26 protein-coding genes and 1 pseudogene are annotated in these 25085 nt (G+C 72.2%); 15 read left to right on the top strand and 12 right to left on the bottom strand.

The features are described 5' to 3' along the window. The first annotated feature begins 103 nt into the window (after positions 1-103). The 3 genes from ssuE to ACH4G3_RS37900 all read left to right on the top strand — a co-directional run bounded on the left by ssuE (position 104) and on the right by ACH4G3_RS37900 (position 3354). The gene (ssuE, locus tag ACH4G3_RS37890) at positions 104-658 is read left to right on the top strand and encodes an NADPH-dependent FMN reductase (protein WP_397628730.1); all 555 of its coding nucleotides are present in this window, start codon (positions 104-106) and stop codon (positions 656-658) included. Between the two features lie 52 nt (positions 659-710). Further along, a complete protein-coding gene (locus ACH4G3_RS37895) occupies positions 711-1871 on the top strand; it encodes an LLM class flavin-dependent oxidoreductase (protein WP_397628731.1) in 1161 nt (386 codons plus the stop codon). 280 nt (positions 1872-2151) lie between these two features. Then, a complete protein-coding gene (locus ACH4G3_RS37900) occupies positions 2152-3354 on the top strand; it encodes a serine hydrolase domain-containing protein (RefSeq protein ID WP_397628732.1) in 1203 nt (400 codons plus the stop codon). Here the strand turns inward: ACH4G3_RS37900 and ACH4G3_RS37905 are convergent. Both ACH4G3_RS37905 and ACH4G3_RS37910 read right to left on the bottom strand, forming a co-directional pair. After that, on the bottom strand, positions 3351-4415 hold the full coding sequence (locus ACH4G3_RS37905; RefSeq protein ID WP_397628733.1) for an acyl-CoA dehydrogenase family protein: 1065 nt from the start codon (positions 4413-4415) through the stop codon (positions 3351-3353). The two genes, ACH4G3_RS37900 and ACH4G3_RS37905, sit on opposite strands and share 4 nt — an antisense overlap. A 67-nt stretch (positions 4416-4482) precedes the next feature. Beyond that, positions 4483-5595 (bottom strand): substrate-binding domain-containing protein, encoded by a 1113-nt coding sequence (locus tag ACH4G3_RS37910; RefSeq protein ID WP_397628734.1) that lies wholly within the window; start codon positions 5593-5595, stop codon positions 4483-4485. A gap of 81 nt (positions 5596-5676) precedes the next feature. On the opposite strand from ACH4G3_RS37910, the gene ACH4G3_RS37915 reads away from it, so the two are divergent. The 3 genes from ACH4G3_RS37915 (at position 5677) to ACH4G3_RS37925 (ending at position 8143) form a co-directional block, all read left to right on the top strand. Further along, entirely contained in the window at positions 5677-6114 is a 438-nt protein-coding gene (locus tag ACH4G3_RS37915; protein ID WP_397628735.1) for a MarR family winged helix-turn-helix transcriptional regulator, read from the top strand. Positions 6115-6316: 202 nt separating this feature from the next. Continuing rightward, positions 6317-7207 (top strand): glycoside hydrolase family 19 protein, encoded by an 891-nt coding sequence (locus ACH4G3_RS37920; protein ID WP_397628736.1) that lies wholly within the window; start codon positions 6317-6319, stop codon positions 7205-7207. A gap of 27 nt (positions 7208-7234) precedes the next feature. Next, complete coding sequence (locus ACH4G3_RS37925) at positions 7235-8143, top strand: oxidoreductase (RefSeq protein ID WP_397628737.1); 909 nt, start codon at positions 7235-7237, stop codon at positions 8141-8143. A gap of 4 nt (positions 8144-8147) precedes the next feature. On the opposite strand, the gene ACH4G3_RS37930 is transcribed toward ACH4G3_RS37925, so the two are convergent. Together ACH4G3_RS37930 and ACH4G3_RS37935 are read right to left on the bottom strand one after the other, a co-directional pair. Continuing rightward, positions 8148-8606, bottom strand: coding sequence for a pyridoxamine 5'-phosphate oxidase family protein (locus tag ACH4G3_RS37930; protein WP_397628738.1), 459 nt, complete (start codon positions 8604-8606; stop codon positions 8148-8150). A gap of 247 nt (positions 8607-8853) precedes the next feature. After that, a pseudogene (locus ACH4G3_RS37935) lies at positions 8854-9195 on the bottom strand (tautomerase family protein); the annotation flags it as partial. A gap of 65 nt (positions 9196-9260) precedes the next feature. Between ACH4G3_RS37935 and ACH4G3_RS37940 the strand changes: the two are divergent. Both ACH4G3_RS37940 and ACH4G3_RS37945 read left to right on the top strand, forming a co-directional pair. Then, on the top strand, positions 9261-9653 hold the full coding sequence (locus tag ACH4G3_RS37940) for a VOC family protein (protein WP_397628739.1): 393 nt from the start codon (positions 9261-9263) through the stop codon (positions 9651-9653). Between the two features lie 45 nt (positions 9654-9698). Further along, on the top strand, positions 9699-10778 hold the full coding sequence (locus ACH4G3_RS37945) for an adenosine deaminase (RefSeq protein WP_397628740.1): 1080 nt from the start codon (positions 9699-9701) through the stop codon (positions 10776-10778). Here ACH4G3_RS37945 and ACH4G3_RS37950 read toward each other — a convergent pair. Together ACH4G3_RS37950 and ACH4G3_RS37955 are read right to left on the bottom strand one after the other, a co-directional pair. Then, positions 10760-11275, bottom strand: a complete 516-nt coding sequence (locus tag ACH4G3_RS37950; protein WP_354747807.1) for a mycothiol transferase — start codon at positions 11273-11275, stop codon at positions 10760-10762. The genes ACH4G3_RS37945 and ACH4G3_RS37950 overlap by 19 nt on opposite strands. A 220-nt stretch (positions 11276-11495) precedes the next feature. Further along, positions 11496-12509 carry a LysR family transcriptional regulator gene (locus tag ACH4G3_RS37955; protein WP_397628741.1) on the bottom strand — a complete coding sequence of 338 codons (1014 nt, stop codon included), beginning with the start codon at positions 12507-12509 and terminating at the stop codon, positions 11496-11498. 117 nt (positions 12510-12626) lie between these two features. Between ACH4G3_RS37955 and mgrA the strand changes: the two genes are divergently transcribed. Beyond that, a complete protein-coding gene (mgrA, locus tag ACH4G3_RS37960) occupies positions 12627-13619 on the top strand; it encodes an L-glyceraldehyde 3-phosphate reductase (RefSeq protein WP_397628742.1) in 993 nt (330 codons plus the stop codon). Positions 13620-13661: 42 nt separating this feature from the next. Here mgrA and ACH4G3_RS37965 read toward each other — a convergent pair whose 3' ends face one another. Continuing rightward, positions 13662-13949, bottom strand: coding sequence for a DUF1905 domain-containing protein (locus ACH4G3_RS37965; RefSeq protein WP_354747801.1), 288 nt, complete (start codon positions 13947-13949; stop codon positions 13662-13664). A 76-nt stretch (positions 13950-14025) separates the two neighbouring features. Next, on the bottom strand, positions 14026-14409 hold the full coding sequence (locus ACH4G3_RS37970; RefSeq protein WP_397628743.1) for a nuclear transport factor 2 family protein: 384 nt from the start codon (positions 14407-14409) through the stop codon (positions 14026-14028). 335 nt (positions 14410-14744) lie between these two features. On the opposite strand from ACH4G3_RS37970, the gene ACH4G3_RS37975 reads away from it, so the two are divergent. Genes ACH4G3_RS37975 through ACH4G3_RS37990 form a run of 4 tightly spaced genes read left to right on the top strand, consistent with a single transcriptional unit; the run spans position 14745 to position 19481 of the window. Further along, a complete protein-coding gene (locus ACH4G3_RS37975) occupies positions 14745-15155 on the top strand; it encodes a hypothetical protein (RefSeq protein ID WP_354747798.1) in 411 nt (136 codons plus the stop codon). A gap of 46 nt (positions 15156-15201) precedes the next feature. Continuing rightward, on the top strand, positions 15202-17532 hold the full coding sequence (locus ACH4G3_RS37980; RefSeq protein WP_397628744.1) for an FHA domain-containing protein: 2331 nt from the start codon (positions 15202-15204) through the stop codon (positions 17530-17532). Positions 17533-17541: 9 nt separating this feature from the next. Further along, entirely contained in the window at positions 17542-18504 is a 963-nt protein-coding gene (locus ACH4G3_RS37985; protein ID WP_397628745.1) for a hypothetical protein, read from the top strand. Further along, entirely contained in the window at positions 18501-19481 is a 981-nt protein-coding gene (locus ACH4G3_RS37990; RefSeq protein WP_397628746.1) for a serine/threonine-protein kinase, read from the top strand. Before ACH4G3_RS37985 ends, ACH4G3_RS37990 begins: the two co-directional genes overlap by 4 nt. A 57-nt stretch (positions 19482-19538) precedes the next feature. Here the strand turns inward: ACH4G3_RS37990 and ACH4G3_RS37995 are convergent, their stop codons facing one another. Further along, positions 19539-20837 carry a streptophobe family protein gene (locus tag ACH4G3_RS37995; protein WP_397628747.1) on the bottom strand — a complete coding sequence of 433 codons (1299 nt, stop codon included), beginning with the start codon at positions 20835-20837 and terminating at the stop codon, positions 19539-19541. Positions 20838-21017: 180 nt separating this feature from the next. On the opposite strand from ACH4G3_RS37995, the gene ACH4G3_RS38000 reads away from it, so the two are divergent. Continuing rightward, complete coding sequence (locus ACH4G3_RS38000; protein WP_397628748.1) at positions 21018-22157, top strand: DUF6777 domain-containing protein; 1140 nt, start codon at positions 21018-21020, stop codon at positions 22155-22157. A 38-nt stretch (positions 22158-22195) separates the two neighbouring features. Here the strand turns inward: ACH4G3_RS38000 and ACH4G3_RS38005 are convergent, their stop codons facing one another. Further along, a complete protein-coding gene (locus tag ACH4G3_RS38005; RefSeq protein WP_397628749.1) occupies positions 22196-22612 on the bottom strand; it encodes a PRC-barrel domain-containing protein in 417 nt (138 codons plus the stop codon). Next, positions 22609-23193, bottom strand: coding sequence for a PRC-barrel domain-containing protein (locus ACH4G3_RS38010; protein ID WP_397628750.1), 585 nt, complete (start codon positions 23191-23193; stop codon positions 22609-22611). The genes ACH4G3_RS38005 and ACH4G3_RS38010 overlap by 4 nt, the downstream gene beginning before the upstream one ends. 209 nt (positions 23194-23402) lie before the next feature. On the opposite strand from ACH4G3_RS38010, the gene ACH4G3_RS38015 reads away from it, so the two are divergent. Continuing rightward, entirely contained in the window at positions 23403-23867 is a 465-nt protein-coding gene (locus ACH4G3_RS38015; RefSeq protein WP_397628751.1) for an ATP-binding protein, read from the top strand. Positions 23868-23959: 92 nt separating this feature from the next. On the opposite strand, the gene ACH4G3_RS38020 is transcribed toward ACH4G3_RS38015, so the two are convergent. Continuing rightward, positions 23960-24847 (bottom strand): RNA polymerase sigma factor SigF, encoded by an 888-nt coding sequence (locus ACH4G3_RS38020; RefSeq protein ID WP_397628752.1) that lies wholly within the window; start codon positions 24845-24847, stop codon positions 23960-23962. Positions 24848-25085: the final 238 nt, after the last annotated feature.

A 25085-nucleotide genomic window follows, 5' to 3' on the forward strand; every position in this document is an offset into this window, starting at 1 on the left:
TCCCCTCACGCCTGAATTCGGTGCTCAGTCACGCCCGTTGAACGCGGCGTCCCCGAATTCGGCCTGCCACGCGCGTTCGCGCCCTCTCCCGGAAAGAGACCCCATGGCCACCGTCCTGTCCGTCTCCGGCAGCCCCTCCGCCTCCTCCCGTACCAGCCGACTGCTGCGCCACCTGGACGAGCGGCTGACCGCACAGGGCCATGACGTGATCCCGCTCGACGTCCGCACCATCCCCGCCGAGGCCCTGCTCGGCGCGGACTTCCGGCACCCCGCGATCGTCGAGGCCACCGACCTGTTCGCGCGAGCCGACGGCGTCGTCGTCGGCACGCCCGTCTACAAGGCGTCCTACTCCGGCGTCCTCAAGGCACTGCTGGACCTCCTCCCGCAGTACGCACTCACCGGCAAGACCGTGCTGCCGCTCGCCACCGGCGGCAGCATTGCCCATGTCCTGGCCATCGACTACGCCCTGCGCCCGGTGCTGACCTCCATGGGTGCGGCGCACATCGTGCAGGGCTGGTTCACCCTCGACAAGGACATCACCGTGGACGACGACGGGACCCTGGCCGTCGCACCGGCCGCCACCGAGGCGCTCACCCAGGTGGTCGACCAGTTCTCCACGGCGCTCGGCCGCACCCCCCTGCTGGCCGTGGCGGGCTGATACCCACTCACCGCCGCACCGCCGGACGTTCCACCTCGATCGGAGATTCCCCGTGTCCCTCACCTTCCACTGGTTCCTGCCCACCAACGGCGACAGCCGCCATGTCGTCGGCGGCGGCCACGGCACCCCGGCCACCGCATCCGGCCGGGACCGGCCGCCGACGGTCGCCTACCTGAGCCAGATCGCCCGCGCCGCCGAGGAGGTGGGCTTCGCCGGTGCCCTCACCCCCACCGGCGCCTGGTGCGAGGACGCGTGGCTCAGCACCGCGATGGTCAGCCAGCACACCGAACGCCTGAAATTCCTGGTGGCCTTCCGGCCCGGGCTGATCTCGCCGACCCTCGCCGCGCAGATGGCCACCACCTTCCAGCGGCAGACCGGCGGACGGCTGCTGCTCAACGTCGTCACCGGCGGCGAGAACCAGGAGCAGCGGGCCTTCGGCGACTTCCTCGACAAGGACAGCCGGTACCGCCGCACCGGTGAATTCCTGCACGTCGTGAGCGAGTTGTGGCAGGGCCGTACCGTCGACCTGCACGGTGAGCACCTCCGGGTGCAGGACGCGAAGCTCGCCCGCGTGCCCGACCCCGTTCCCCAGGTGTACTTCGGCGGCTCCTCGCCCATCGCCGGTGAGATCGCCGCCCGGCACGCCGATGTCTATCTCACCTGGGGCGAACCGCCCGCCCAGGTCGCCGGGAAACTCGACCGGCTCCGGTCGCTGGCCGCCGCCGAGGGGCGCACCCTCCGCTTCGGCATCCGGCTGCACGTCATCACCCGGGACACCGCCGAGCAGGCCTGGGCCGAGGCGAACCGGCTGCTGGACGGCTTCGACCCGGAGACCGTGGCCTCGGTGCAGGCCGGGCTCGCCCGCAGCGAGTCCGAGGGGCAGCGGCGGATGCTCGCCCTGCACGGCGGTCGGCGCGACCGTCTGGAGATCCACCCCAACCTCTGGGCCGGCATCGGCCTGGTGCGCGGCGGCGCGGGCACCGCGCTGGTCGGCAGCCACGAGGAGGTCGCCGAGCGGATCAAGGAGTACCACGCCCTCGGCATCGACGAGTTCATCCTCTCCGGCTACCCGCACCTGGAGGAGGCGTACTGGTTCGGCGAGGGCGTGCTGCCGCGCCTCGCCGCGCAAGGGCTGTGGCGGCATCCCTCGGACAACGAGGCCGTGCCCGCCGCACCCGCCGCACCCGCTGTGCTCGCGCCCTTCGCGAGCTAGGTCGTGTCCGCAAAGTCCCGTCGTCCGCCCGGAGGGCGGGCCCCGCGGCGGCTGGTGCGTGCTCTCGGCGCGCCGGGCGGAGACCCTCGTACTGGATGTACTTGGGGCTTCGCCCGGTGCGGCGAGAGTGCGTGCCAGGCGTCGCGGGGCAGGCGGGACTTTGCGGACACGACCTAGGGCTCGTCGGCCTCCCGCCCCAACGATCAACCCCTGGACCCGCGTTGGGCGTCATCCGCACCGAGGGGCAGCCCTGCCCCTCGGTGAACGGGAGGCACACATCATGAAGCAGCGGGCTTCACGCACCGTCTCATTCGCGCTGGCCGTGGCGTTATCCGCCGGAACGGCGGCACTGGCCCCGTCCGCACACGCGGCACAGCCGACGCGCGACCACGAGGCGACCCGGACCGCACTGCGTGATCTCGTGGAAAAGGGCGGACTGCCCGGAGTGGCCGCCAAGGTCCAGAACGGCAAGGAAGGCTGGTTCGCGGCGGCCGGCCATGCCGACACCGCAACGGGCCGGGAGCGTTCCCCCGGCGACCACTTCCGCGGGGCCAGCATCACCAAGACCTTCGTCGCGACCGTCCTGCTCCAGCTGGAGGCGGAAGGCAGGCTGAGCCTCGACGACACCGTCGAGCGATGGCTGCCCGGCCTGGTGCAGGGCAATGGCTACGACGGCGACCGGATCACCCTGCGTCGGCTCCTCGACCACACCAGCGGCATCGCCAACTACACCGACGACCCCGCGTTCGTCCACGACGCCGCCGGTCCCGGCTTTCCGGAGCACCGGTACGACACGCACACGCCCGAGGAACTCGTGGCGATCGCGCTGAAGTACCCGCCGCTGCCCGACCCGGAGACGAAGCCGGTGTACTCGAACACCAACTTCGTCATCGCGGGGATGGTCGTCGAGAAGGCGACGGGCCGCTCGTACGCGCAGGAGATCACCCGCCGCATCATCCGACCGCTGAAGTTGCGCGGCACGTCGTTCCCCGGCACCTCACCCCACATGCCGAAACCCCACCCCGTCGGCTACTCCCGGCTGCACCAGGAGGCCCCGGACGCCCCGGTCCACGACGCCACCGAGCAGAACATGACCTGGCTGGGCGCGGCCGGTGACGTCATCTCCACCAGCGGCGACCTCAACCGCTTCCAACGGGCCCTGGCCGGCGGCCGGTTGCTGCCCCGGAAGCAGATGGCGAAGATGTTCGACGAGGTGCCGGCGGGGGGCGGGCTCGGGTACGGACTCGGAGTCGAGTTCGCGCAGCTGTCCTGCGGCGTGAAGATCGTGGGCAAGAGCGGCCGGACGAACGGCTCCCTGTCCGCGATGGTCGGCACGCAGGACGGGAAGCACCAGCTGACGTTCAACATCAACGGTGACTGGCTCCCGGACCCGTCGCTCTACGTCAACGTGATCGAAGCGGAGTTCTGCGGCAGGGCCCCGTCCAGTACGGACCGGCCGTCCGCGCTGCCCCGCCTCGGCTAGCCGGACGCCAGTGCGCCGAGGTGCGTGCGGCGTGCCTCGGCCGTCTGGGCCTGCACCAGCAGGAACATCCCCTCGCGTGCCAGCCGCTGAGCCCGGCTGTCCAGGGTCATGGATCGGCCGCCCCCGGCCACGATCGCCGCGGTCGTGGCCGCCCGCAGCACGTCGTACGCCCGTGTCTTCAGCGCCAGCCGCTCCGGGACGCACTCGTGCGGGACGGGGTGGTCGGCCAGCGCGTAGGCCTCTCGCCGGACCTCGTCGAGCCGGGCCCGCAGCGCCCGGGCCGGCTCCCGGCCGTCCGGGGCGTCCGCCACCAGGTCCAGGGCCGCGCTCGCCACCCCGAACACGGCCGGACTGGTGTTGGCGGCCCTGGGCAGATCGACCAGGGCGAACCGCTCCTGTGCGATGCGCAGCACGACGGCGTCCTCCGGCACCCGCAGGCCGTCCAGCTCCAGGGAGACCGTACGGGCGGCTGTGAGGGCCGCGAGCCGCATCGGCGCCGACGGACGCATCCCCGGCTGTTCGCGGGCCTCAGTGACGACGAACACCACCTCGGCCGTGTCCGTCACACCCGCCAGCAGCATCACGTCGTTCAGACCCCAGCCCGTGTACCAGGGCACCGTGCCCTCGAAGCGCCAGCCGCCCCGCTCGGGAATCGCCCGCACCGGCACGCGGGGGAAGGCACGGACGTGCGCGTACGCGATGCCGGCCAGCGACTCGCCGGTCGCCAGCGGGCGCAGCAGTCTCTCCCGGACCGGAGAGTCGTATGTGGCGAGCAGCTTCACCGGTGTGTGGTGCTGTGTCTGCACGAACCATGTGGAGCAGCACGCCCCGGCCAGGATCTCCGCGATCTCCCGCGCCACGGCGACGGGCGCGTCCGCCCCGCCGTACTCCTTCGGCGCGCCCAGCCCGGGCAGCCCCGACCGCCTCACCGCCTCGATGTGGCTCACCGGCACCCCCTCCTGGTCGACGCGCTCGGCGTTTGGGACGAGGAGATCGCGCGCGAGTCGCTGTGCACGGGTGACGAGGGGGTGGGACGGCGATGCGAGGGGCGTGGGGCTCATGGAACTGATTCTCCCGGTCGCGTGACGCGCGGTGCCGCTCCCGGGGCGTGTCGTTCGCCCGGCCCCGTCAGGTGTGCGCGCCGCGCAGGTCCAGCTCCGTCAGCACGTCGAAATCGAGCCCGTCGGCGCGGGCCAGGTAGATGCGCTGGCGCACATGACTGTCCCGCAGGTGCAGCAGTCCGCGCGGGCCCTCGTACGACACCGCGCCCGCCGCGGCCCCGATCGCCGAGACGTCCAGCGTCCCGGCCCGCCTCAGCAGCGCGGCCAGCAACAGCACGCCCTCGTAGCAGGACTCGCCGAGGCTGCCGAGGGCGGGTGCCTCGACGCCGTAGCGGGCCGCGTACTGCCCGTGGAAGTCGAGCGTGTCCCGGTTGGCCAGCGAGGCGAAGAACCCGGCCGTGCTGTAAAGGTCCTCGGTGGCCGCCGGGCCGCTCGCCATCAGCATGTTCTCGTCCATCAGCGTGCTCAGCCGCAGACAGCGCGCATGCAGGCCGTGCGCCGCGAACGCCCGGTTGAAGCGCACCGCGTCGCTGCCGACGAGCAGCATCAGCACCCCGTCGGCGTCCGAGCGCTCGATGCCGCGCAGCACCGGCTCGAAGTCGTGGGTGCCGAGCGGGAGATAGACCTCGTCGGCGACGGTCCCGCCGGAGGCGTGCGCGTACCCGCGGGCCGCCCGGGCCGTCCGCCGCGGCCACACGTAGTCGTTGCCGACGACGAACCACCGTCGCACCCCGCGCTCGTGCGCCAGCAGGTCCATCGCGGGCCGCAGTTGGTCCCGCGGGGTCTCGCTCGTCAGGAACACGCCCGCCGTGTCCTCACCGCCCTCGTACAGCGCCGTGTACACGTACGGGACCCGGTGCGCGATCCGCGGCGCCAGCGCCCGGCGCACCGAGGAGATGTGCCAGCCCGTGACGCCCTGCACGACACCCAGGTCCACCAGCGCCTCGACCTGGCCGGCGACCTCGCGGGGCGCGCCCGAGCCGTCGACCGGCACCAGCCGGAGCTCCCTGCCGAGCACGCCGCCGTCCCGGTTGACCTCCTCGGCCGCCAGCCGCGCGCACAGCTCACAGGTGGGACCGAAGATCCCGGCCGGCCCCTGCAGGGGGAAGACGAGCGCCACGCCGAGGACGGAGTCGTCGGCCGTGAACCACTCGGGCGCGGGGAGATCGTGCCGGACCATGGCGTCATGATTCCGGCTGCGCCGGACGAACTCCAGTGCGTCTCCTAGGATGGACGCACCTCTGGTCGAACTAGGAGCAGGATGCCCACCCCAACCCCGCGCCGGCCCGACGACCTGGTGCAACTGCTGACGCGGGCCGAGCGGCTGGCGGCACGGCGGTTGCAGGCCGTGCTGGAGAAGGAGGGCTGCTCGCTCGACGCGTGGCGCGTGCTGGCGCTGCTGTCCGACGGCGAGGGGCACCACATGACGGCGATCGCGGAGGCCGCCTTTCTGCCGCCTCCGACGCTGACGAAGCTGATCGACCAGCTCGTCGACCAGAACCTCGTACACCGTCGGGTCGACCCGTTCGACCGCCGTCGCGTCCTCGCCCACCTCACTCCTCGCGGCCGGGAGTACGGGCAGCGGCTCGACCGCGCGGTGCGCGCCGGGTGGCCGCCGCTCGGCGAGGACGAGGACGAACTGCTGCGATCCCTGCTGGACCGGCTGGCCGCGACGCTGACGGAGTCGGCACGCGTGTGAGCGCCCGGGGCATATCCAAGCCCCCGAGGACACCTTCGAGCCGCCGAGCGGCACCCTGCGCACGATGACTGGTCTACACCCTTGACTGGTACAGACCAGCGCGGTTGAGTGTGCCTCCGACACCCCCCACCACGGCTGCGCCAGGGCTCTGCTTCACCCTGCCCTGCCGCGTGCGGCCGTGTTCCGCAAAGGAGTTGATCCCGTGTCGAGACGCCGTGTCTCCGCCGTCCTGGCCGCACTCGCCCTCGCGGGCACCGCACCGGTACTCCTGCCGGCCAACAGCGCCTCCGCCGCCGCGTGCTCCAGCTATCCCAGCTGGGTGGCGGGCAAGTCCTACGCCGCCGACGACATCGTCCGCTACACCGACGGCAAGGCCTACATAGCCGAGCACGCCAACCCGGGCTACGACCCGACCATCAGCACCTGGTACTGGGAGCCGTACGCCTGCGACAGCGGTCCGGGCACGCCCGACGCGCGCTTCGTCGTGACCGAGGCGCAGTTCAACCAGATGTTCCCGAACCGGAATCCCTTCTACACCTACAGCGGTCTCACCGCGGCCCTGAGCGCCTACCCCGGCTTCGCCAACACCGGCAGCGACACGGTGAAGAAGCAGGAGGCCGCCGCCTTCCTCGCCAACGTGAGCCACGAGACCGGCGGCCTGGTGCACGTGGTGGAGCAGAACACCGCCAACTACCCGCACTACTGCGACTGGAGCCGGCCCTACGGCTGCCCGGCAGGCCAGGCCGCCTACTACGGGCGCGGCCCGATCCAGCTGAGCTGGAACTTCAACTACAAGGCCGCGGGCGACGCGCTCGGCATCGACCTGCTCAACAACCCGTGGCTGGTGCAGAACGACGCGGCCGTCGCCTGGAAGACCGCCCTGTGGTACTGGAACACCCAAACAGGCCCCGGCACCATGACGCCGCACAACGCCATGGTGAACGGCGCCGGCTTCGGCCAGACCATCCGCAGCATCAACGGCTCCCTGGAGTGCGACGGCAAGAACCCGGCGCAGGTGCAGAGCCGCGTGACCAACTACCAGCGGTTCACGCAGATCCTCGGGACGTCACCGGGCGGCAACCTCTACTGCTGACGATGAGCCGTGTGTGAGACTCCGTCGATGACCTCACAGACGATCACCGCGGACGCCGCGGGCACCTGGAAACTCGGCGACCTGCCCGTCCACCGCCTCGGCTTCGGCGCGATGCGGCTGACGGGCAGTGCCGCCTTCCACCTCGGCACTCCGAGTGACCGCGACCGGTCGATCGCCGTCCTGCGCAAGGCGATCGACCTCGGCGTGAACCACATCGACACGGCCGCCTTCTACTTCTCGTCGCTGCGCTCCGCCAACGAGCTCATCAACAGCGCGCTGGCGCCGTACCCCGACGACCTGGTCATCGTCACCAAAGTGGGCCCTTACCGGGCGTACGACGGACAGTGGGGCACCTCGGCCCGCCCCGAGGACCTGCGCGGGCACGTCGAGGAGAACCTGCGCCAGCTCGGCCGCGACCACCTCGACGTGGTCAATCTGCGCCGGATGCCGAAGTACGACTCGATCGCCGAGCACTTCGGCGCCCTCGCGGAACTGCGCGAGGCAGGCCTGATCCGCCACCTGGGCATCTCCAACGTCACGCCCCGGCACCTCGCCGAGGCGCAGGCCATCGCCCCCGTGGTCTGCGTGCAGAACCGGTACGCCCTCGACCGTCCCGACCCCGACACCGACGAACTGCTGCGGACCTGCGGCGAACAGGGCATCGCCTTCGTGCCGTTCTACGCGGTCGCCGGCGAGGGCGGCGAGCGCGGCGCCCTCGCCGCACACGACGAGGAAGTGCGAGCCGTGGCCCGTGCCCATGGCGCAAGCCCCGCGCAGATCCGCATCGCCTGGACCCTGCACCAAGGCACACATGTGCTTGCCATCCCGGGCACGGGTAACCCCGACCACCTCGTGGAGAACGTGGCGGCGGGCGCGATCCGCCTCACGGAGGGGGAGCTGGACCGGCTGAACGCGCTGCGCCCAGCGGCCGGTTGACCGGTCAGACCACCCAGGCCCCGTCCCGCATGAGATGCCGGCGCGGCAGTTCGTGCGCCTCGCACCACGCCTGCGACGCGCGCGGCCGCACCCGGAAGAACGCGTACGACGTGTGGTCCTCGCGCGGATCCCAGCCGGTCTTCGCGCGGAACGCCTCTGCCGCCGCCGACGGCACCTCGGGGATCGTGAAGGTCTCCGCCTCACCGTCGACCAGCACGACGTCCCGGGTGTCACCGAAGGCCAGCCGGGCCCGCCGGCCGTCCCGCAGATTACGGCCGGTGGGATTGGTCAGCCGTGTGCACAGCCACACGGCCTCGTCGTGCCACACGAACCAGAGCGGGACCAGGCACGGCACGCCTTCGGTGTCCGCCGTGGCGACCCAGATGTCGATCTCCCGCTCCATACGGTTCAGGAGGTCGGCCTTGCGCTGCTCGGGCGTGCGGGGTGGCTCGGTGATCTTCATGCCTGGGACGCTAGTGGGTGGCCGGGCGTACCGCCTCGGGCCGGGGGCGTAGGCCGAGACCTAGGGCCTGTCGTTTGGATCAGATCGCAGACGCGGGGTCTGGCACGCGCATCTGCGGCGTTGTCGTCGGTTGCCGATGCTCCGCATCGACGCCCTCCTCCGCCTTGCAGCTGCACGCACCAGACCCCGCTCACCGGCGCCGAAGAGGTGCCGCCGATTCCCTGCGACCTGATCCAAACGACAGGCCCTAGGTCGTCGGGGCGCCGAGATACTGCGCCCGCCCCTCGCCGAGCGACCAGTCGGCCGGTCCGTTCTCCGTCAGGACGACGAACACGTTCCTCGGTTCCGTCCCCGCGTAGGCCTTCGCGAGCTGGGCGATCCTCCGGTACAGCGCCTGCTTCCGCGCGGGCGCGCGACCCGAGCGCAGCGTGATCGCGACGTAGACGATGCCGTCGTCGCGGTGCACGCCGAGGTAGTCGTCGTACCGGAGGGTGCTGCTCGCGCCGTCGTGGTCCACCAGGACCTGGAACCGGTCGTCGGGTGGAATCCCGATCGTTTCGACGAGGGCGTCGTGGACGGCGCGGCCGAGTGTTTTGCATCCCCTGGGTGTTACGTATAACCTCTCCCGTCAACCACACGCACCGAGAGGCTCCGATGCGACGTATCGCCCTGGTCACCCTCGTCGTCGACGACTACGACGAGGCGATCCGCTTCTACACCGAGGCTCTCGGATTCCGGATCGCCGAGGATGCTCCCCGGCCCGACGGGTCGCGGTGGGTCGTCGTCGAACCCGGGAGTCCGGGAACGGGCAGCGGTCTGCTGCTCGCCCGTGCCGAAGGGGCGGCGCAGGCCGGCCGGGTCGGGGACCAGACCGGCGGACGGGTCGGATTCTTTCTGCACACCGACGACTTCGCCCGCGACCACGCCCGCATGACTGCCGCGGGCGTCACGTTCCTGGAGGAGCCGCGGCACGAGCCGTACGGAACGGTCGCCGTCTTCCAGGACCTGTACGGCAACCGCTGGGACCTGCTCCAGCCCGCCGGCTGACCCTGCCCCACCCCTGTGAACCACTCGCTCAAGGAAAGACTCGCCATGACTGCTACGCGCGTAGACGATGATGTGATCCGCCGCCTCCCCAAGGCCGTGCTGCACGACCACCTCGACGGCGGCCTGCGCCCCGCGACGGTGGTGGAACTCGCGGACGCGGTCGGCCACACCCTGCCCACCACCGACCCCGCCGGACTCGCCGCCTGGTACTACGAGGCCGCCAACTCGGGCGACCTGGTGCGCTACATAGCCACCTTCGAGCACACCCTGGCCGTCATGCAGACCCGCGAGGGCCTGCTGCGCACGGCCGAGGAGTACGTGCTCGACCTGGCCGCGGACGGTGTCGTCTACGGCGAGGTGCGCTATGCCCCGGAGCTGATGGTCAGGGGCGGGCTGACCCTGCCCGAGGTCGTCGAGACCGTGCAGGAGGGACTCGCGGCCGGTATGGCGAAGGCGGCGGCCGCCGGGACGCCCGTGCGGGTCGGGACGCTGCTGTGCGGGATGCGGATGTTCGACCGGAGCCGGGAGATCGCCGATCTGGTCGTGGCGTTCCGGGACGCCGGTGTCGTCGGCTTCGACATCGCCGGCGCCGAGGACGGCTTCCCGCCCGCCGGCCACCTCGCGGCCTTCGAGCACCTGCGCCGCGAGAACGTGCCGTTCACCATCCACGCCGGGGAGGCGCACGGCCTGCCCAGCATCCACCAGGCCCTTCAGGTGTGCGGCGCCCAGCGCATCGGGCACGGCGTGCGCATCACCGACGACATCCCCGACCTCGCGTCGGGCAAGCTCGGCCGTCTCGCGGGCTGGGTGCGCGACCGGCGTGTCGCCCTGGAGATGTGCCCGACCTCCAACCTCCAGACCGGCGCCGCGACCTCCATCGCCGAGCACCCGATCACCGCGCTGAAGGACCTCGGCTTCCGCGTCACTCTGAACACCGACAACCGGCTCGTGTCGGGCACCACGATGACCCGCGAGATGTCCCTGCTGGTCGAGCAGGCGGGCTGGACCGTCGAGGACCTGCGCACGGTCACGGTGAACGCCCTGAAGAGCGCGTTCCTCCCGTTCGACGAGCGGAACGCGCTGATCCGGGACGTGGTCCTGCCCGGCTACGAGGCCGCGCTCTGAAGGAGCCCCCGCAGGTAGGCGGCCTGTCCGATGTGCTGGAGATCGTCGGACAGGACGCTGACCAGCCGGACGCCCAGGGTGACCGGCGGGTCCCAGCGCTCGTCGACGACGCGCTCCAGGTCCCTGGCTGCCAGACCGCGCAGGGCTTCGAGGGTCTGGTCGTGCACGGCGTCGTAGTAGCCGGTCAGCATCTCGCCCGAGTCGACCCGGACCTTGGCGACCTTGGCGGGACTGTGGCCGTAGCCCGTGTCGTGCCGGGGCAGACCGAGGCCGAAGCGCTTCTCCCAGTCCTGGGACAGCCACACCTGGTCGAGGTCGAAGGCGTCGGCGACGTGGTCGTCCTGGACGCGGGTGAGGTGCCAGACCAGCCAGGCGATGGAGTTGGTGTCGGGGGAGGGGCGGGCGCTCAGTTCGTCGGGCGCGAGGCCCTCGACGGTGGCGTGGACTTCTTCCCGGATGCGGTTGTAGCCGTCGATGAGGATGTCCTTCGCATGCATGCCTCCACCATCGCGCATAGCCGCGCCCCGTGCGCCCCGGTTCACGCGCCGGTGGTCTCCGGTGTCGCGCCGGGCGGGCTCGCCGTGTCCTGTGGCGGGCTCGCTGTATCCCTTGAAGCGCTCGCCGTGTCCCGTGGCACGCACGCCATCCTCGGTGTCGCGCCTGTTGTCTACGCTCGCGCGCTCGTGTTCTCCGGTGTGGCGGCCCGTGGTCTGCGCCTCACGCGCCCATGGTCTCCGGTGTCGCGCCTGTGGCCTCGGGCGAGGCGCTTGCGGTCCCCGGTGTCGCGCGTGTGGCCCCGGGCGACCCGCCCGTGGCCGCCCCCAGTGACGTACTCGTGCTCCCCGTCGACGTGCCCGTGGCCTCCAGCAGCGCCATCAGTGCCCGGGCCGCCGGGCTCGTGGCCTGCCGGGGCGGCAGTAGGGCCACCGTCTCGTAGACCGCCTCGCCCGTTCCCTTCACTGGCAGCGCGGTCAGGGAGGCGCGTTTGTGCGCGAAGTGCCGCGGCACCACGGCGACGCCGAGGTTCTCGTCGACCAGGTCGAGCAGCGTGTGCACGTCGTTCACCTCCAGGGCCACGGTCCGCCGTACGCCCGCGGCGGCGAACACCGTGTCGGTGGTCCGGCGCGGACCCCAGTCCGGGTGGAAGTCGACGAACACCTCCCCGCCCAGTTCCTCCGGCGTGACGGCCGCACCGGCGGCGGCGAGCCGGTGGCTGGAATGGCACAGCAGCGTCATCGGCTCGCTGCTCAGCGGCACCGACCGCAGCTGGTCGCTGTCCGCCTGCGTCCGGACGGCGAACGCCAGGTCGAGCCGCCCGGCCGCGACCTCCTCCGCGAGCGCGCCCGACCCGGCCTGCCGCAGACAGATCTCCACGTCTGGATGCTGGTGCCGGAAGGTGGCGAGCAGCCCCGCGACATGCACCCCGGCGATGCACTGCTCACTGCCGAGCGCGAGCATGCCGCGCAGGACGCCCTGCACCGCCGCCACCGCCTCGTGGGCGGCGCGCACCTGCGCCAGGATCCGCTCCGCCTCGCCGAGCAGCGCCCGCCCGGCCGGGGTGAGCGTCACCCGGCGGGTCGTGCGGACGAACAGCGGGGTCTGCAGCTCCCGCTCCAGCGCCCGGATCGAGGCCGACAGGCCGGACTGGGACACCAGGAGCCGCTCCGCCGCCCGGGTGAAGTGCTGGTCCTCGGCGACCGCGACGAAGTGCTGCAAGTGGCGCAGTTCCATGACTGAGAAGCGTAGCCGCTGAATTCCATCGGATTCTTCTGTTGGACGCATGGGAGCAGGTCACGACAGAGTGGACACCGGTTTCTTCCCGACCGAGCCAACCCCTCTGGAGTCGCGTTGTACACCGCACACCCCGACCGCTACGCGGACATGCCCTACCGGCGCACCGGACGCAGCGGCCTGAAGCTCCCCGCGCTCTCGCTCGGCCTGTGGCACAACTTCGGCCCGGACCGGCCGGTCGAGACCCAGCGAGCCATCCTGCGCCGCGCCTTCGACCTGGGCGTCACCCACTTCGACCTCGCCAACAACTACGGCCCGCCGCCCGGTGCCGCCGAGTCCGCGCTGGGCGAGTTCCTGAAGTCGGACTTCGCGGCCTACCGCGACGAGCTGGTCATCTCCACCAAGGCCGGCTATCTGATGTGGCCGGGTCCGTACGGCGAGTGGGGCTCGCGCAAGTACGTGCTGTCGTCCCTGGACCAGAGCCTTACGCGGATGGGCCTGGACTACGTCGACATCTTCTACTCGCACCGCCCCGACCCGGAGACTCCGCTGGAGGAGACGATGGGCGCCCTGCACTCGGCGGTGCAGCAGGGCAAGGCGCTGTACGTGGGTGTCTCCAACTACTCCGCGGAGCAGACCCGCGAGGCCGCCCGCATCCTGGGCGAGCTGGGCACCCCGCTCCTCATCCACCAGCCGCGCTACTCGATGCTGGACCGCCGCCCCGAGGACGAGGGCCTGCTGGACGCCCTCGACGAGCTCCGGGTCGGCTCCATCGTCTTCTCCCCGCTGGAGCAGGGCCTGCTCTCCGCCCGCTACCTCGACGGCATCCCGGAGGGCTCCCGGGCCGCGAGCGACAGCCCGTTCCTGAACTCCGACGCGGTCACCGAGGAGCTGGTGGGCCGGCTGCGCGACCTGAACGACATCGCCAAGTCGCGCGGCCAGACCCTGGCCCAGATGGCGCTGGCCTGGGTGCTGCGCGGCGGCCGCGTGACCTCCGCGCTGGTCGGAGCGAGCAGCCCGCAGCAGCTGGAGGACAGCGTCGGAGCCATCGGCAACCTGGACTTCGACGCGGACGAGCTGGCCCGTATCGACGCGGTCGTCAAGCAGTAACCGGTCCGCTCGACCGGGGGCGGCCGCCCCCGGTCAGGCGGTTCAGGAGCCGATCCGCTCCTCCAGGCGCACCGTCACCGTGTCGCCCTCCTCCTTGCCGATGGCCTTGCGGACGTCGGCCTTCACGGGCAGCTTGTGCGTGCCGTCGCCCAGTGCCATGAACGAGCTGCGGAACGGGTGCCCGTCGATCGTCCCGCGGACCTTGACCAGACCGCGGGTGCCGAAGAACTCGGCCGACCGTGGCCAGACCAGGTAGGTCCAGCCACCCTCGGCGGGGCTCTTGCGCAGGACCGCGGTGAATTCCGCGTCCAGTTTTCCGGTCGTGGCCATGATGTCCTCCGATGTTCGGCGGCCTCTCACCCACACAGACCGCCGGACACCAAAGAACTCATCGCCGGAGCCGGTCTCACGCCCCGGCGGGCACCCGGTCGAGGAATCCGAGCACGGTCCTGATCCGGCCCTGCTCGTCCAGTGTGATCACATCCGACCCGGCCACCGGCGCCGAGCCGTCGGCCTCGCTCACCAGCTCCCACGAGAAGCGCGCGATGTGGTGGTGCCCGTCGACGGCGCCGGCGAGCCGGAACACGAACCCCGGGAACTGCTCGCGGGCCGCGGCGATCAACGCGGCGATCTGCTCGTGGCCGTGGACGTCGGCCAGAGGGTCGGTGTAGCCGCCGTCCTCGGTCCAGGCGGCGGCGACCGCCTTCGCCCGGGCCGCCGGGTCCTCGGCGTTCCAGGCCTCGAAGTAGCGGGCGACGGCGTCCTCGTGACGGTGGGCGGGTGCGGACATGGGCGATCAGCCTCCGAGAGGTCGTGTCTGCTGGTCGGACCCCGGATCACCGCTCACGGCGAACCGGCACGGACCACCCTGCCCGCGCCCGGTGGGACCGTCGATTACCTCCGGCGTCATGCCCCCTGGCGACAGCCCGCCACGTTTCGGCCAACTCGGGGTGTGAATATGCCAGGAGACTGGCCGGAAAGACATGGTGACAGTGTTTCAGTAGTGAACATACTGACCAGCGAGAGCGCTTCACATCCAGCGACGGCGCCCTCACGCACAGCACGCGAGCCGCAGGACGGGCGAGGCCGGGCCGGCAGGCGGGCAGGGCAACGGGGGAGGGTCACGTGCACGACGAGTTTCTGTGTCACGTCACGGCGTACGGAGTCTGCGACGGCCGCCGCATCGGGGTCCCGCTGGGCACCTACCGGGCGCCGACACTCGCCCTCGCCCTGTGGTGGCTGCGCGACCGCGCCTCCTGGATCGCCCAGCGCCTCGACCCCCAGCCCGACGCCGAGCACTTACCGCCGGGCGCGCTCGTGCCGGTCGCCGAGACCGTGCCCGACGTGCCCACCCTGCTGCGCGCCTGGTGCGCCGACCCCGGTCAGCAGGAGAGGGTCGCCGAGGAGTTGGCGGCCGGACGGCTGGTACGCATTGCCACCAGCGACGACACCACCGAGTACGAACTGCTCGCCGAGTCCGTGGACGCCCTGCGGATGCAGCGCACGGCTTCCTCCCTGGGTGTACCCGTGGCCTGAGCGGCTCGCCGAGTCACACATCAGGCAAATCGGTAGAATCTTGGTCATGGCGCAGTCGTCGGTGACACCAGAACTCGTCCTGGAGACCGAGACGGGCTCCACAGTGATGATTCCGGGCCGTGATTACCACGTCGGGCGCGACCCGTTGAGCGACATCGTCATCGACGACGACCGGGTCTCCTGGCACCACGCGGTACTGAGACCCGACGACGGGCACTGGACCATCGAGGACGAGAACAGCACCAACGGCACCTACGCCGACGGCCACCGCATCCACGACTGGGACGTCGGACCCGGCAGCGTCATACGCCTCGGCGATCCGGCCGACGGACCGCGCGTGGTCCTGACGGTCCGCCCCGCACCGGCCCCGGAACGCCCCTCCGCCGTCTCGATGCCGGCCATGACGGGCACCTACCGGCGGCCCACGACCGTACGGCCGCTGCCCTCCCGCACCGTCCGCATCGGCCGCGCCGCCGACAACGACCTGGTCATCGACGACCTGGTGGTCTCCCGCCGGCACGCCGAACTGCGCGCCCTGCCCGACGGGACGTACGAGATCACCGACCTCGGCAGCCACAACGGCACATACCTCAACGGCAGCCGCGTCACCAGCGCCCCGGTCGGCCAGGGCGACATCGTCGGCATCGGCCACTCGGCGTTCTGCCTCGTCGGCGACCAGCTCCAGGAGTACGTCGACACCGGTGAGATCTCCCTCGACGTGCAGGACCTCGCGGTGACCGTCGACCGGGGCCGCAAGACGCTGCTCGACCACGTGTCGTTCCCGGTGGGGGAGAAGTGCCTGCTCGCCGTCGTCGGCCCGAGCGGCGCCGGTAAGTCCACGCTCCTCAACGCCCTCACCGGCCAGCGGCCCGCCGGCCACGGCACCGTCCTCTACGACGGCCGCGACCTCTACCGCGACTACGCCGAGCTGCGCCAGCGCATCGGCCTCGTCCCGCAGGACGACATCCTGCACGCCCAGCTGACCGTCCGCAAAGCCCTCTCCTACGCCGCCGAGCTGCGCTTCCCGCAGGACACCGCCAAGGCCGAACGGCGCGCCCGGGTCGACGAGGTGATCCGCGAACTGGGCCTGGAACAGCGCGCGGACCAGCCCGTGCACAGCCTGTCCGGGGGCCAGCGCAAGCGCGTCAGCGTGGCCCTGGAGCTGCTGACCAAGCCGTCGCTGCTGTTCCTCGACGAACCGACGTCCGGACTCGACCCCGGCATGGACCGCTCGGTGATGCACATGCTGCGCGGCCTCGCCGACGACGGCCGGACCGTCATCGTGGTCACCCACAGCGTGCTCAGCCTGGACGTGTGCGACCGGCTCCTCGTACTCGCGCCCGGCGGGAGGATCGCCTACTACGGGCCTCCCGAGGACGCCCTGGCGTACTTCGGTTTCGAGCAGTGGCCGGAGGCCTTCGAGGCCTTCGACCGGGACGCGGACCGGGACTGGGCCGGGGACTACAGCGCCTCGCCCTTCCACGGCCGGTACGTCGCCGACGCAACCGCCCAGCCCCGGCAGCCCCGGTCCGGACCCGTCGTCATCACTCCGCCGCCCCGGCCGCGCAGCCGGGCCGCCCAGCTCGGCACGCTCGTACGGCGGTACGCGGCCGCCCTCGGCGCCGACCGCACCTTCCTGATCATCATGATCGCCCTGCCGTTCGTGATGGGCGTGATGGCGCGGGCCCTGGCGGGCGGCAGACTGACGCAGGAGACGGCGATGAACGCCCTGCTCATCCTGTGTGTCGGTGCGGTGCTCACCGGGGCCGCCAACGCCGTGCGGGAACTCGTCAAGGAACGGGTGATCTACCAGCGGGAGCGGGCGGTGGGCCTGTCCAGATCGGCGTACGTGATGTCCAAGGTCGTCGTCCTGGGCGTCATCACCGTGCTCCAGGCGGTGGTGCTGACCCTGGTGGCCCTGCTCGGCGTGGACCTCAACGCGCCCGGTGGTGAAGGCGTGCTGATGCCTCCCCTGGTGGAGATCGCGGTCGCCGTCGCCCTGCTGGCGTTCACGGCCATGATGCTCGGCCTGTTCATCTCGGCGCTGGTGCGCAAGGAGGAGGTGACGATGCCGCTGCTCGTGCTCATCGCCATCGTCCAGGTCGTCTTCTGCGGTGCCCTGCTGAAGCTGGACGGTGTGCCCGGGCTCGAGCAACTGGGCTGGCTGGTGCCCGCGCGCTGGGCGCTCGCCGCGATGGCCGGCACCGTCGGGCTGGACCGGATCGTGCCCGACGAGCTGACCGAGGATCCGCTCTTCGAGCACTCGGCGGGCACGTGGCTGCTCGACGTCGGGATGCTGCTCGTGCTGTCGGCACTCTTCGGCTTCCTGGTGTCCCGGCTGCTGCGCCGCCACGAACCGGCCGTGATGCGGAAGTAGGCAGCGCCTGTGACGACTCCTGGATTCCGGCCCACGCACGTGGTCCCGCAGCACGGGATGCCCGCCTGGGAGGCGCCCGACCCGTCCCGGCCCACGGTGGACCTCGACCCCCTGCTCCCGGTGCAGCTGATGGAGCGGCAGGGGGACTGGGGGCACGTGCTGTGCTTCAACGGCTGGTCGGCCTGGGTCGACGGCCGCCGCCTGGTTGCCGTACCGCAGGATCCGCCCGCCGCGGACGGGCCGCTCACCCGCAGCGCCGATCCGCGTCCCCTGCTGAGCCGGACGCAGGAGGCCCTGGCGCGCTACCGGTCCGCGGTCGAGGACCTCGCGGCCGGTTCGGACCGGGAGTCCTTCCACGCCCGCACCCACGGGCTGCGGATCGGCGTCGTCGTCGACGGCGAGTCCGTATGGCTCTACGATGCCGCGCACGGGCACTGGGTGTACGCCGAGGGCACCCGGGCGACCACGTACGCGACGGACGAGACACCCCGGTCCGACCCGGAATCCCACCCGGCCGGGCCTCCGGGCCCGACGCGCACGCCGACCCGGGTCGTACCCGCGGAGGCCGTCGAGGAGGCACCCCGGGCGGAGCAGCCGGGCCGTCCGGTGCAGCCGACCCCGCCGACCGAGGCACCGCCCACCCGGCTCGTACCACCGGAACCCGCTCGGGCCGCGCCTCGTGAGGCGCCGGAGCCGACTCGGGTGGTGTCGCGTGAGGCCGCCGAGTCCCCTCCGGCCGGGTCTGCCGAGGCCGGCGAGCCGACGCGGTTCGTGCCTCCCGAGGCTCCCGAGCCCACCCGGGTGGTGTCACCACAAGCGCCCGCGGCGCCGCCCACACGGGTCGTGTCCCCCGAGGGGGACGGCGAGCCGGCTCCGGACGAGGAGGCCGCCGGTTCCGGCGAGGCGCCGCCCACGCGGGCCGTGGGGTCCGAGCCCACCCGGATCGTGTCGCCCGAGGGTGACGTCCGTTGAGCCGCGAGACGAGTATGTTCTCGGGGCGGCCCTCCGAGCTGGTCGGGCAGCAGATCGCCGGGTACCGGATCGAGCAGGAGATCGGGCGCGGCGGCATGGCCGTGGTCTACCGGGCCCGGGACCTGCGTCTGGAGCGCACCGTCGCGCTCAAGCTGCTGGCCCCCGAGCTCGCCCGCAACGACACCTTCCGGCGCCGCTTCACCCACGAGTCCCGGGCCGCCGCCGCGATCGACCACCCGCACATCGTGCCGGTTTTCGAGGCAGGCGAGACGGATGGAGTGCTGTACATCGCGATGCGGTACGTCGCCGGCAGCGACCTGCGTCATCTCCTGGACCGGGAGGGCCCGTTGCCGCCCGCCACCGCCGTACGCGTCGCCGCTCAGGTCGCCTCCGCGCTCGACGCCGCCCACGACCACGGCCTGGTGCACCGGGACGTCAAGCCCGGCAACATCCTTGTCTCCCGCGGCACCGACAGCGACCACCCCGAGCACGTCTACCTCACCGACTTCGGACTGACCAAGAAGTCGCTGTCGCTGACCGGCTTCACCACGGTCGGCCAGTTCGTCGGCACCCTCGACTACGTCGCCCCCGAGCAGATCTCCGGCAAGCCCGTCGACGCCCGCTGTGACGTGTACGGCTTCGCCTGCGTCGTGTTCGAGATCCTCGCCGGCCACCCGCCCTTCCTCCGGGACGACGACATGGCGCTGCTGTGGGCCCACCAGTACGACGACCCGCCGCCGTTGACCGAGTCCCGGCCCGGCCTGCCACCCCAGGTGGACCCGGTGTTCGCCAAGGCCCTCGCCAAGAACCCCGACGAGCGCTACCCCTCCTGCCTCACCTTCGTCGCAGCCCTGCGCGCCGCGACGACCGGGGGCGGAGCGGGCGCCGGGCCCGCCCGGATGGGCCGGCCGCCGGGGGAGGAGGGGCCGAAGCCGCCCCCGCGCTGGGCGGAACCGGTCTTCGTGGGGCGGGCGTAGAGCTCTTCGTGGAGCGGGCGTAGAGCAGCGTCCGCGGGGCTGCCGGTGTGCCCGGCGTCAACCCGTCTGCCCGGCGCGCACCTCACCCCGCCGCCGCACGTGCCGCGCCGCCAGCGCGCCGGCGAACCCGGTCAGCAGCCCCCACGGGACGGCCAGGCCCACGGCTCCCCACAGCCGGGGTCTGAGGAACAGCTCACCCGCGAGACCGCCGCTCAGGTCGCCGATGCCGAGCACGGACAGGCCGTAGTGCGCGGAGACGCGCCCGACCAGACAGATCATGAACACCGTGAGCGCGAGCGCCAACGCCATGTGCACCGCGTGCTGCCAGGCCCGTACCCGGGCCGGCGACCGGGCCGCCATCACGAACGCGGCGGCGAGCAGCAGCACCACGTCGACGACCAGCAACCACCACACCCTGCCGTCGTGCTCGGCGAGTGTCCGCAGGTTCAGCTCGGAGACGTCCGGAGTGCGCAGCACCTCGTCGAGCACATGCGGCATGGGCAGCCCGAACGGCCCTTCCACCCGGCCGTTCCAGGTGGCACCGAGTCCGATCGTGAGCGCCAGCCACACCAGATTGGGCATGCCGAGCAGGATCACGGCGAACGTCTCCGCCGCGTGCCCCCGCGTCGCCGCGACGACCAGCGCGACGACCACGCCGATGACGACGTACGCGAGCAGCAGCGCGACCATCGCGTACGCGGCCGGCCGCACCGACGTCTGGAAGCGCAGCAGCCCGGCCGGCAACGGGGCGCCGCGCGACACCAGCAGGGCCAGCACCAGCACACCGGCCAGCCACACCACGCCGACGAACACGGACAGCGGGACGTCGGTGGTGAAACCGATCCTCGGCGAGACGCCGAACAGGTCGCCCAGTTCGCCCAGCGCGTCGTTCCCGAGCGAGATGTCGAACGTGTGGCGGGCGGCGAGGGCGAGACCGATCAGCCCGAGCAGCCACAACACCGCGATCCTGGCGGCCCAGCCGGCCAGCTCCGCCGTACCGGCGACCGCGCGGTGCCGCAGGGGCCGCAGGAATCCCCAGGCGATCACCAGCGCCCCGGTGAGCGTGACGGACAGGGGGATGACGGTCAGCTCCGCCTGCGTGTCGGCGAGGTCTCCGGCGCTTCCGGAGAGCTTCACGGTGCCCCCGACGGCGGTGACCACGGTCGCCGCGACGACCGGTGCGAACGCGCCGTCGGGCAGGTCCGCCGCCCCGGCCGCCCACAGGCCCAGCGCGGACACCACCGCCATGGCGAGCAGCCCGCCGACCACCGTGAGGAGGGCGTGCGCCCACCCGTGGCGGGCGACGGCCCGCTCGCCGGAGGTACGTGCCTGGCCGGAGGAGGTGCGCGAACTCACGCTGCCACGCTAAGCAGCACCCGCGCCGGACGCCCGCCGGGAGGTCCGTCCGCGTCGGCTTGCGAGCCGTACGGGACCGGGGCACACAATGAACTCGTAGTGGAAAAAGCGGTATACACCAGGACTGACTACCTCCCGGTGTGAGAAGGCCGCAGAGAACCCACGCGGGAAGAAGAGCACGTGAGCGTCGAACCGCCGTCGTCCGGCCGCCCGACGGGACCTCCCTCGGGCCCGCTGTCGGGTCCCTCCCAGCCGCCGTCGGGAGGCGGGCCGCCCTCCGAGCCGCCGAGCGGGGGAGGGCAGGCGCCGGAGCCCCGCCGCCCCTGGTGGGGTTCGGTACCTCGCGTGGCGCTGATCGCCACCGCCGTCGTGGCCGCCGTGATCCTGGCCGTGGTGCTCACCCGGCCCGACGGCGGCGGCACCGGCGCGTCCGACGGCGGCACCAGGACCTCCGAGGGCGAGGTCTTCCTCCAGCCCGCGGCCGACACCGGGCCGGACCCGTTCACCGAGTCCACGGCGAAGGAGAGCTCGGCCTCACCGGTCTCGCCCTCACCCACCGAGCTGGCCACACCCAACGCCGTCCAAGGCGTCCAGGGCGGAGCGCCCGGTCTGTACGGCGGCACGCGCAACGTCGCCAGCTGTGACGTGGAGAAGCAGATCACGTACCTCAAGGGGGCTCCGGACAAGCAGCGGGCGTTCGCCTCCGTCGCCCGCGTCGACCCGCCCGACGTCCCCGCCTACCTGCGCTCGCTCACGCCCGTCGTGCTGCGCATCGACACGCGCGTCACCAACCACGGCTACAGCAACGGCCGTGCGACGGACTACCAGGCCGTCCTCCAGGCCGGCACGGCCGTCCTCGTCGACGACCGCGGCATGCCCCGCGTGCGCTGCGCGTGCGGCAACCCGCTGTCCGCGCCGGTCGCCCAGCAGAGCGCACCGAAGACGACCGGCGACGCGTGGCCGGGGTTCAAGCAGTCGAACGTCGTCGCCGTCACGCCCGCCCCGGAGCCGGTCGACGTCTTCGTCATGTGCGAGCCCGACGGCGAGTGGTTCGAGCGCCACAAGGGCGACACGGGCGCGAGGGACCGCAAGACCGAGAAGCCCGACACGCCCTCCCCGTCGGTGAGCGTCACCACGCCGACGGGAACCACCGACACGACCTCGTCGGAGCCGCCCACGAGCGAACCGCCGACCTCGGACCCGGGGACGTCGCCGGAGCCGCCCACCTCGGACCCGGGGACGTCGTCGCAGCCGCCGCCTCCGCCTCCGCCCGGGGACGGCACCGGGAACGACACGACGGACCAGGTCCCGTCCTCCTGACCCGGCCCGACCCACTCGCCCCGACCGACCCGGCCCGCTCACCAGGCACGGACCACCAGGGCGTAGTCGCCGAGACCGAGCAGGCGATCGGCCGGCAGGTCGCCGTGAGCGGTGCGGATCGCCTCGAGACGGCCGGTCTCCGGTTCGAACACGACGTCCTGGACCGTGCCGAGCCCGTCGCCCGTCTCGGTGAGGATCCTCAGACCCGGCAGCTCGTGGTGCGGCGGCACCTCGGAGGGGGCGGCGGCCGAGCGGACGAGCACGGCGTCCGGGCCGACGGCCTGCAGGGCGCCCCAGGCCAGCACGGACTCCCTGCGGGAGTGCCTGCGGCGCACCCGGACGTGGGTGACCACACCGGCCGGGGCGTCGACCGTCAGTGATCTCAGGACCCCGATCTCTTCCGCCTCGGCCAGCGTCAGCACCGGCAGCCCCCGGGCCTGCGAGAACAGCATCATGGCGGTGTCCCCTCGTGCCCCTCGTCGAAGGCGCCGACCCGGGCGGCGAAGGCCGGCAGGTCGTCGGCCACGTAGCGGGTGGCGTCCGCCGGGATCACCAGCGCCCGGCCGGAGACCGTGAGCGTCGCGCCGCGCGGCACGTACACCCGGTGCCGGCGCCCCCTGGAGCCCTGCGCCAGCGCCTTGCCCGCGGCGATCCGGAAGCCCACGACCCGGCCGCTGGTACCGCCCTCGACGATCACGTCGAGCACCGTGCCCACCTCCGCGCCCTCGTCGGTCAGCACCTTCGCGTGCAGCACCCGGCCCTGCTGGGCCGCGCGGCGTGCCACCGCGACGGGTGTGTCCGCCAGGGCACCGGCGTCGACGATCATGACCGCGTCATGGCCCAGCGAGTGCACGGCCCTCCACGGCAGGCTCTGCTTCAGCGGGCCCGACAGCAGTCCCCGGCCGCTGAGCGTGAAGCCGTCGACCCGCCCGGCGGCGGTGTCGAACAGGGTGTCCTTGACCTGGGCGACGGCGTCGCCCCCCAGGGTGACCACCGGCAGGGTCGTCAGGCTCCGTGCCGCCCTCAGCTCGTTCATCGCACGACCTCCCCGCGGGCGGGCCCGGACCGCGATGACCGTCCCCGGCCGTCGGCCGCCGGACCCGGTTCCTACCGTGTGCCCCGCGGACAGGGGACAATGCCCGGGGCACCGGACGGGCCGAACACCTGTCAGGACTGCGAAGCCCGGCTCGGGGTACGAGCACTGTGCAGAGCGTCCGGCCGGCCCGGCTTCCCGGAGAGAAATGAATGATCGACCACCTGGACGGGGCAGTGATACCGACTGGTTTCGACGTGCCCGTGGAACCGCTGAGGCGGGCGGCACACTACACCGGCGAGCAGGGCTGCATCGCCGAGGCGCGGTCCTTCGCCGCGCTCTTTCTCGACCAGCTCAGGACCGAGTGGTGCGCGAGCATCGACGACCGGGCCGGCGGAGCGGTGCAGCTCGTCGTGAGCGAGCTCGTCACCAACGCCGACCGGCACAGCAACGGGCCGTACATCCTGGAGCTCGTCGGCACCGACACCGCGGTGACGGTGTCGGTCTACGACAGCAGCTCCGCACTGCCCCGCATCTTCCCCCGCAACCCCGAGCGCGTCGGGCGCCACGGCCTGGAGATCGTCCACGCGCTCGCGGAGCAGGTCAGCGTGGAGCGGGTGCCGGTGGGCAAGCGGGTACGCGCCGTGCTGCCGCTCGTCGGCGAGAGCGATCACTGAGCCGTCCACCGACGTCCCCCGGAGCCGGCACAGAGGCGGGTGCCGTCCCACTCCCGCGCGTGGGGGACGGCACCCGCTGGTCGCCGGCCGCGTCAGGCGCAGCCCAGCTCGCCCAGCATTCCCTCGCGCAGTCGCGAGATGATCCGCTTGATCAGACGCGAGACATGCATCTGCGAGCAGCCCAGCCGCTCCCCGATCTCCGCCTGTGTGGCCTCCTCCACGAACCGCATGTGGAGGATCTGCCGGTCGCGCTCGCTGAGCTCCGCCATCAGCGGGGCGAGCGAGTGGAAGTCCTCGACGAGCCGCAGCCCGTCCTCCTCCACGCCGATGAAGTCGGCCAGGACCGCCTCGCCGCCCTCCGGGCCGTCGCCGGTGAGCGCGGCGTCCAGCGACGACGAGTTGTACCCGTTGGCAGCGATCTGCCCCTCGACGACCTCCTTCTCGGAGATGTTCATCAGGGTGGCCAGCTCGGTGACCGTGGGTTCGCGGTCCAGCCGGCTGGCGAGTTCCTCGCGGGCCTTGGCCAGCTCCACCCGCAGTTCCTGGAGCCGCCGCGGCACGTGCACCGCCCACGTCGTGTCCCGGAAGAACCGCTTGATCTCACCGACGATGTACGGCAGCGCGAAGGAGGTGAACTCGACCTCGCGCGACAGCTCGAACCGGTCGATGGCCTTGATCAGGCCGATCATGCCGGTCTGGACGATGTCCTCCATGTCGTCGCCGCGGCCCCGGAACCGGCCGGCCGCGAACCGCACGAGCGACATGTTCATCTCGATCAGCGTGTTGCGCGCGTACTGGTACTCGTGCGTGCCCTCTTCGACTTCCGTCAGGCGCTGGAAGAACTGACGGGACAGCTCCCTGGCGTCCCGTGGGGCCACGGACCGCGGGTCCACGACTCCCGGCAGTGCTCCGCCACCCGTGCCGGCCTCCGCGTTCTCTTCGACGACCTGTGCCTGCGACCGGATCACGGCGGTCTCCATTGCCTCTCCCCTGAGCGTCACGGCGGACATCTGGCTAGGTCCTTCCGGGTTGCGGGTACCCGGTTCCGTGCCACACATGCCCGGCAATCGGCCGGGCGGCGGAAAACAGGTGGCGGGGGGCCGCCCCGCCCCGCCCCCCCCCCCCCCCCGGCCCGCCCCCCCCCCCCGGGGGGCCCCGGCCCCCCCGGCCCCCAACCCGCCGCGGGGACCGCCCCGGCGGGGGATTCCACCCGGGCGG

This window comes from Streptomyces afghaniensis (assembly GCF_044327915.1).
GTDB classification, from domain to species: Bacteria; Actinomycetota; Actinomycetes; order Streptomycetales; family Streptomycetaceae; genus Streptomyces; species Streptomyces afghaniensis.

Coding starts and splice junctions, on each gene's coding strand:
- ACH4G3_RS37950 (WP_354747807.1), bottom strand. CDS start 11,275: ATGCATGCGAAGGACATCCTCATCGACGGCTACAACCGCATCCGGGAA.
- ACH4G3_RS37925 (WP_397628737.1), top strand. CDS start 7,235: ATGACCTCACAGACGATCACCGCGGACGCCGCGGGCACCTGGAAACTC.
- ACH4G3_RS37970 (WP_397628743.1), bottom strand. CDS start 14,409: ATGTCCGCACCCGCCCACCGTCACGAGGACGCCGTCGCCCGCTACTTC.
- ACH4G3_RS37900 (WP_397628732.1), top strand. CDS start 2,152: ATGAAGCAGCGGGCTTCACGCACCGTCTCATTCGCGCTGGCCGTGGCG.
- ACH4G3_RS37915 (WP_397628735.1), top strand. CDS start 5,677: ATGCCCACCCCAACCCCGCGCCGGCCCGACGACCTGGTGCAACTGCTG.
- ACH4G3_RS38010 (WP_397628750.1), bottom strand. CDS start 23,193: ATGAACGAGCTGAGGGCGGCACGGAGCCTGACGACCCTGCCGGTGGTC.
- ACH4G3_RS38020 (WP_397628752.1), bottom strand. CDS start 24,847: ATGGAGACCGCCGTGATCCGGTCGCAGGCACAGGTCGTCGAAGAGAAC.
- ACH4G3_RS37940 (WP_397628739.1), top strand. CDS start 9,261: ATGCGACGTATCGCCCTGGTCACCCTCGTCGTCGACGACTACGACGAG.
- ACH4G3_RS38005 (WP_397628749.1), bottom strand. CDS start 22,612: ATGATGCTGTTCTCGCAGGCCCGGGGGCTGCCGGTGCTGACGCTGGCC.
- ACH4G3_RS37965 (WP_354747801.1), bottom strand. CDS start 13,949: ATGGCCACGACCGGAAAACTGGACGCGGAATTCACCGCGGTCCTGCGC.
- ACH4G3_RS37945 (WP_397628740.1), top strand. CDS start 9,699: ATGACTGCTACGCGCGTAGACGATGATGTGATCCGCCGCCTCCCCAAG.
- ACH4G3_RS37910 (WP_397628734.1), bottom strand. CDS start 5,595: ATGGTCCGGCACGATCTCCCCGCGCCCGAGTGGTTCACGGCCGACGAC.
- ACH4G3_RS37955 (WP_397628741.1), bottom strand. CDS start 12,509: ATGGAACTGCGCCACTTGCAGCACTTCGTCGCGGTCGCCGAGGACCAG.
- ACH4G3_RS37930 (WP_397628738.1), bottom strand. CDS start 8,606: ATGAAGATCACCGAGCCACCCCGCACGCCCGAGCAGCGCAAGGCCGAC.
- ACH4G3_RS37905 (WP_397628733.1), bottom strand. CDS start 4,415: ATGAGCCCCACGCCCCTCGCATCGCCGTCCCACCCCCTCGTCACCCGT.
- ACH4G3_RS37980 (WP_397628744.1), top strand. CDS start 15,202: ATGGCGCAGTCGTCGGTGACACCAGAACTCGTCCTGGAGACCGAGACG.
- ssuE (WP_397628730.1), top strand. CDS start 104: ATGGCCACCGTCCTGTCCGTCTCCGGCAGCCCCTCCGCCTCCTCCCGT.
- ACH4G3_RS38015 (WP_397628751.1), top strand. CDS start 23,403: ATGATCGACCACCTGGACGGGGCAGTGATACCGACTGGTTTCGACGTG.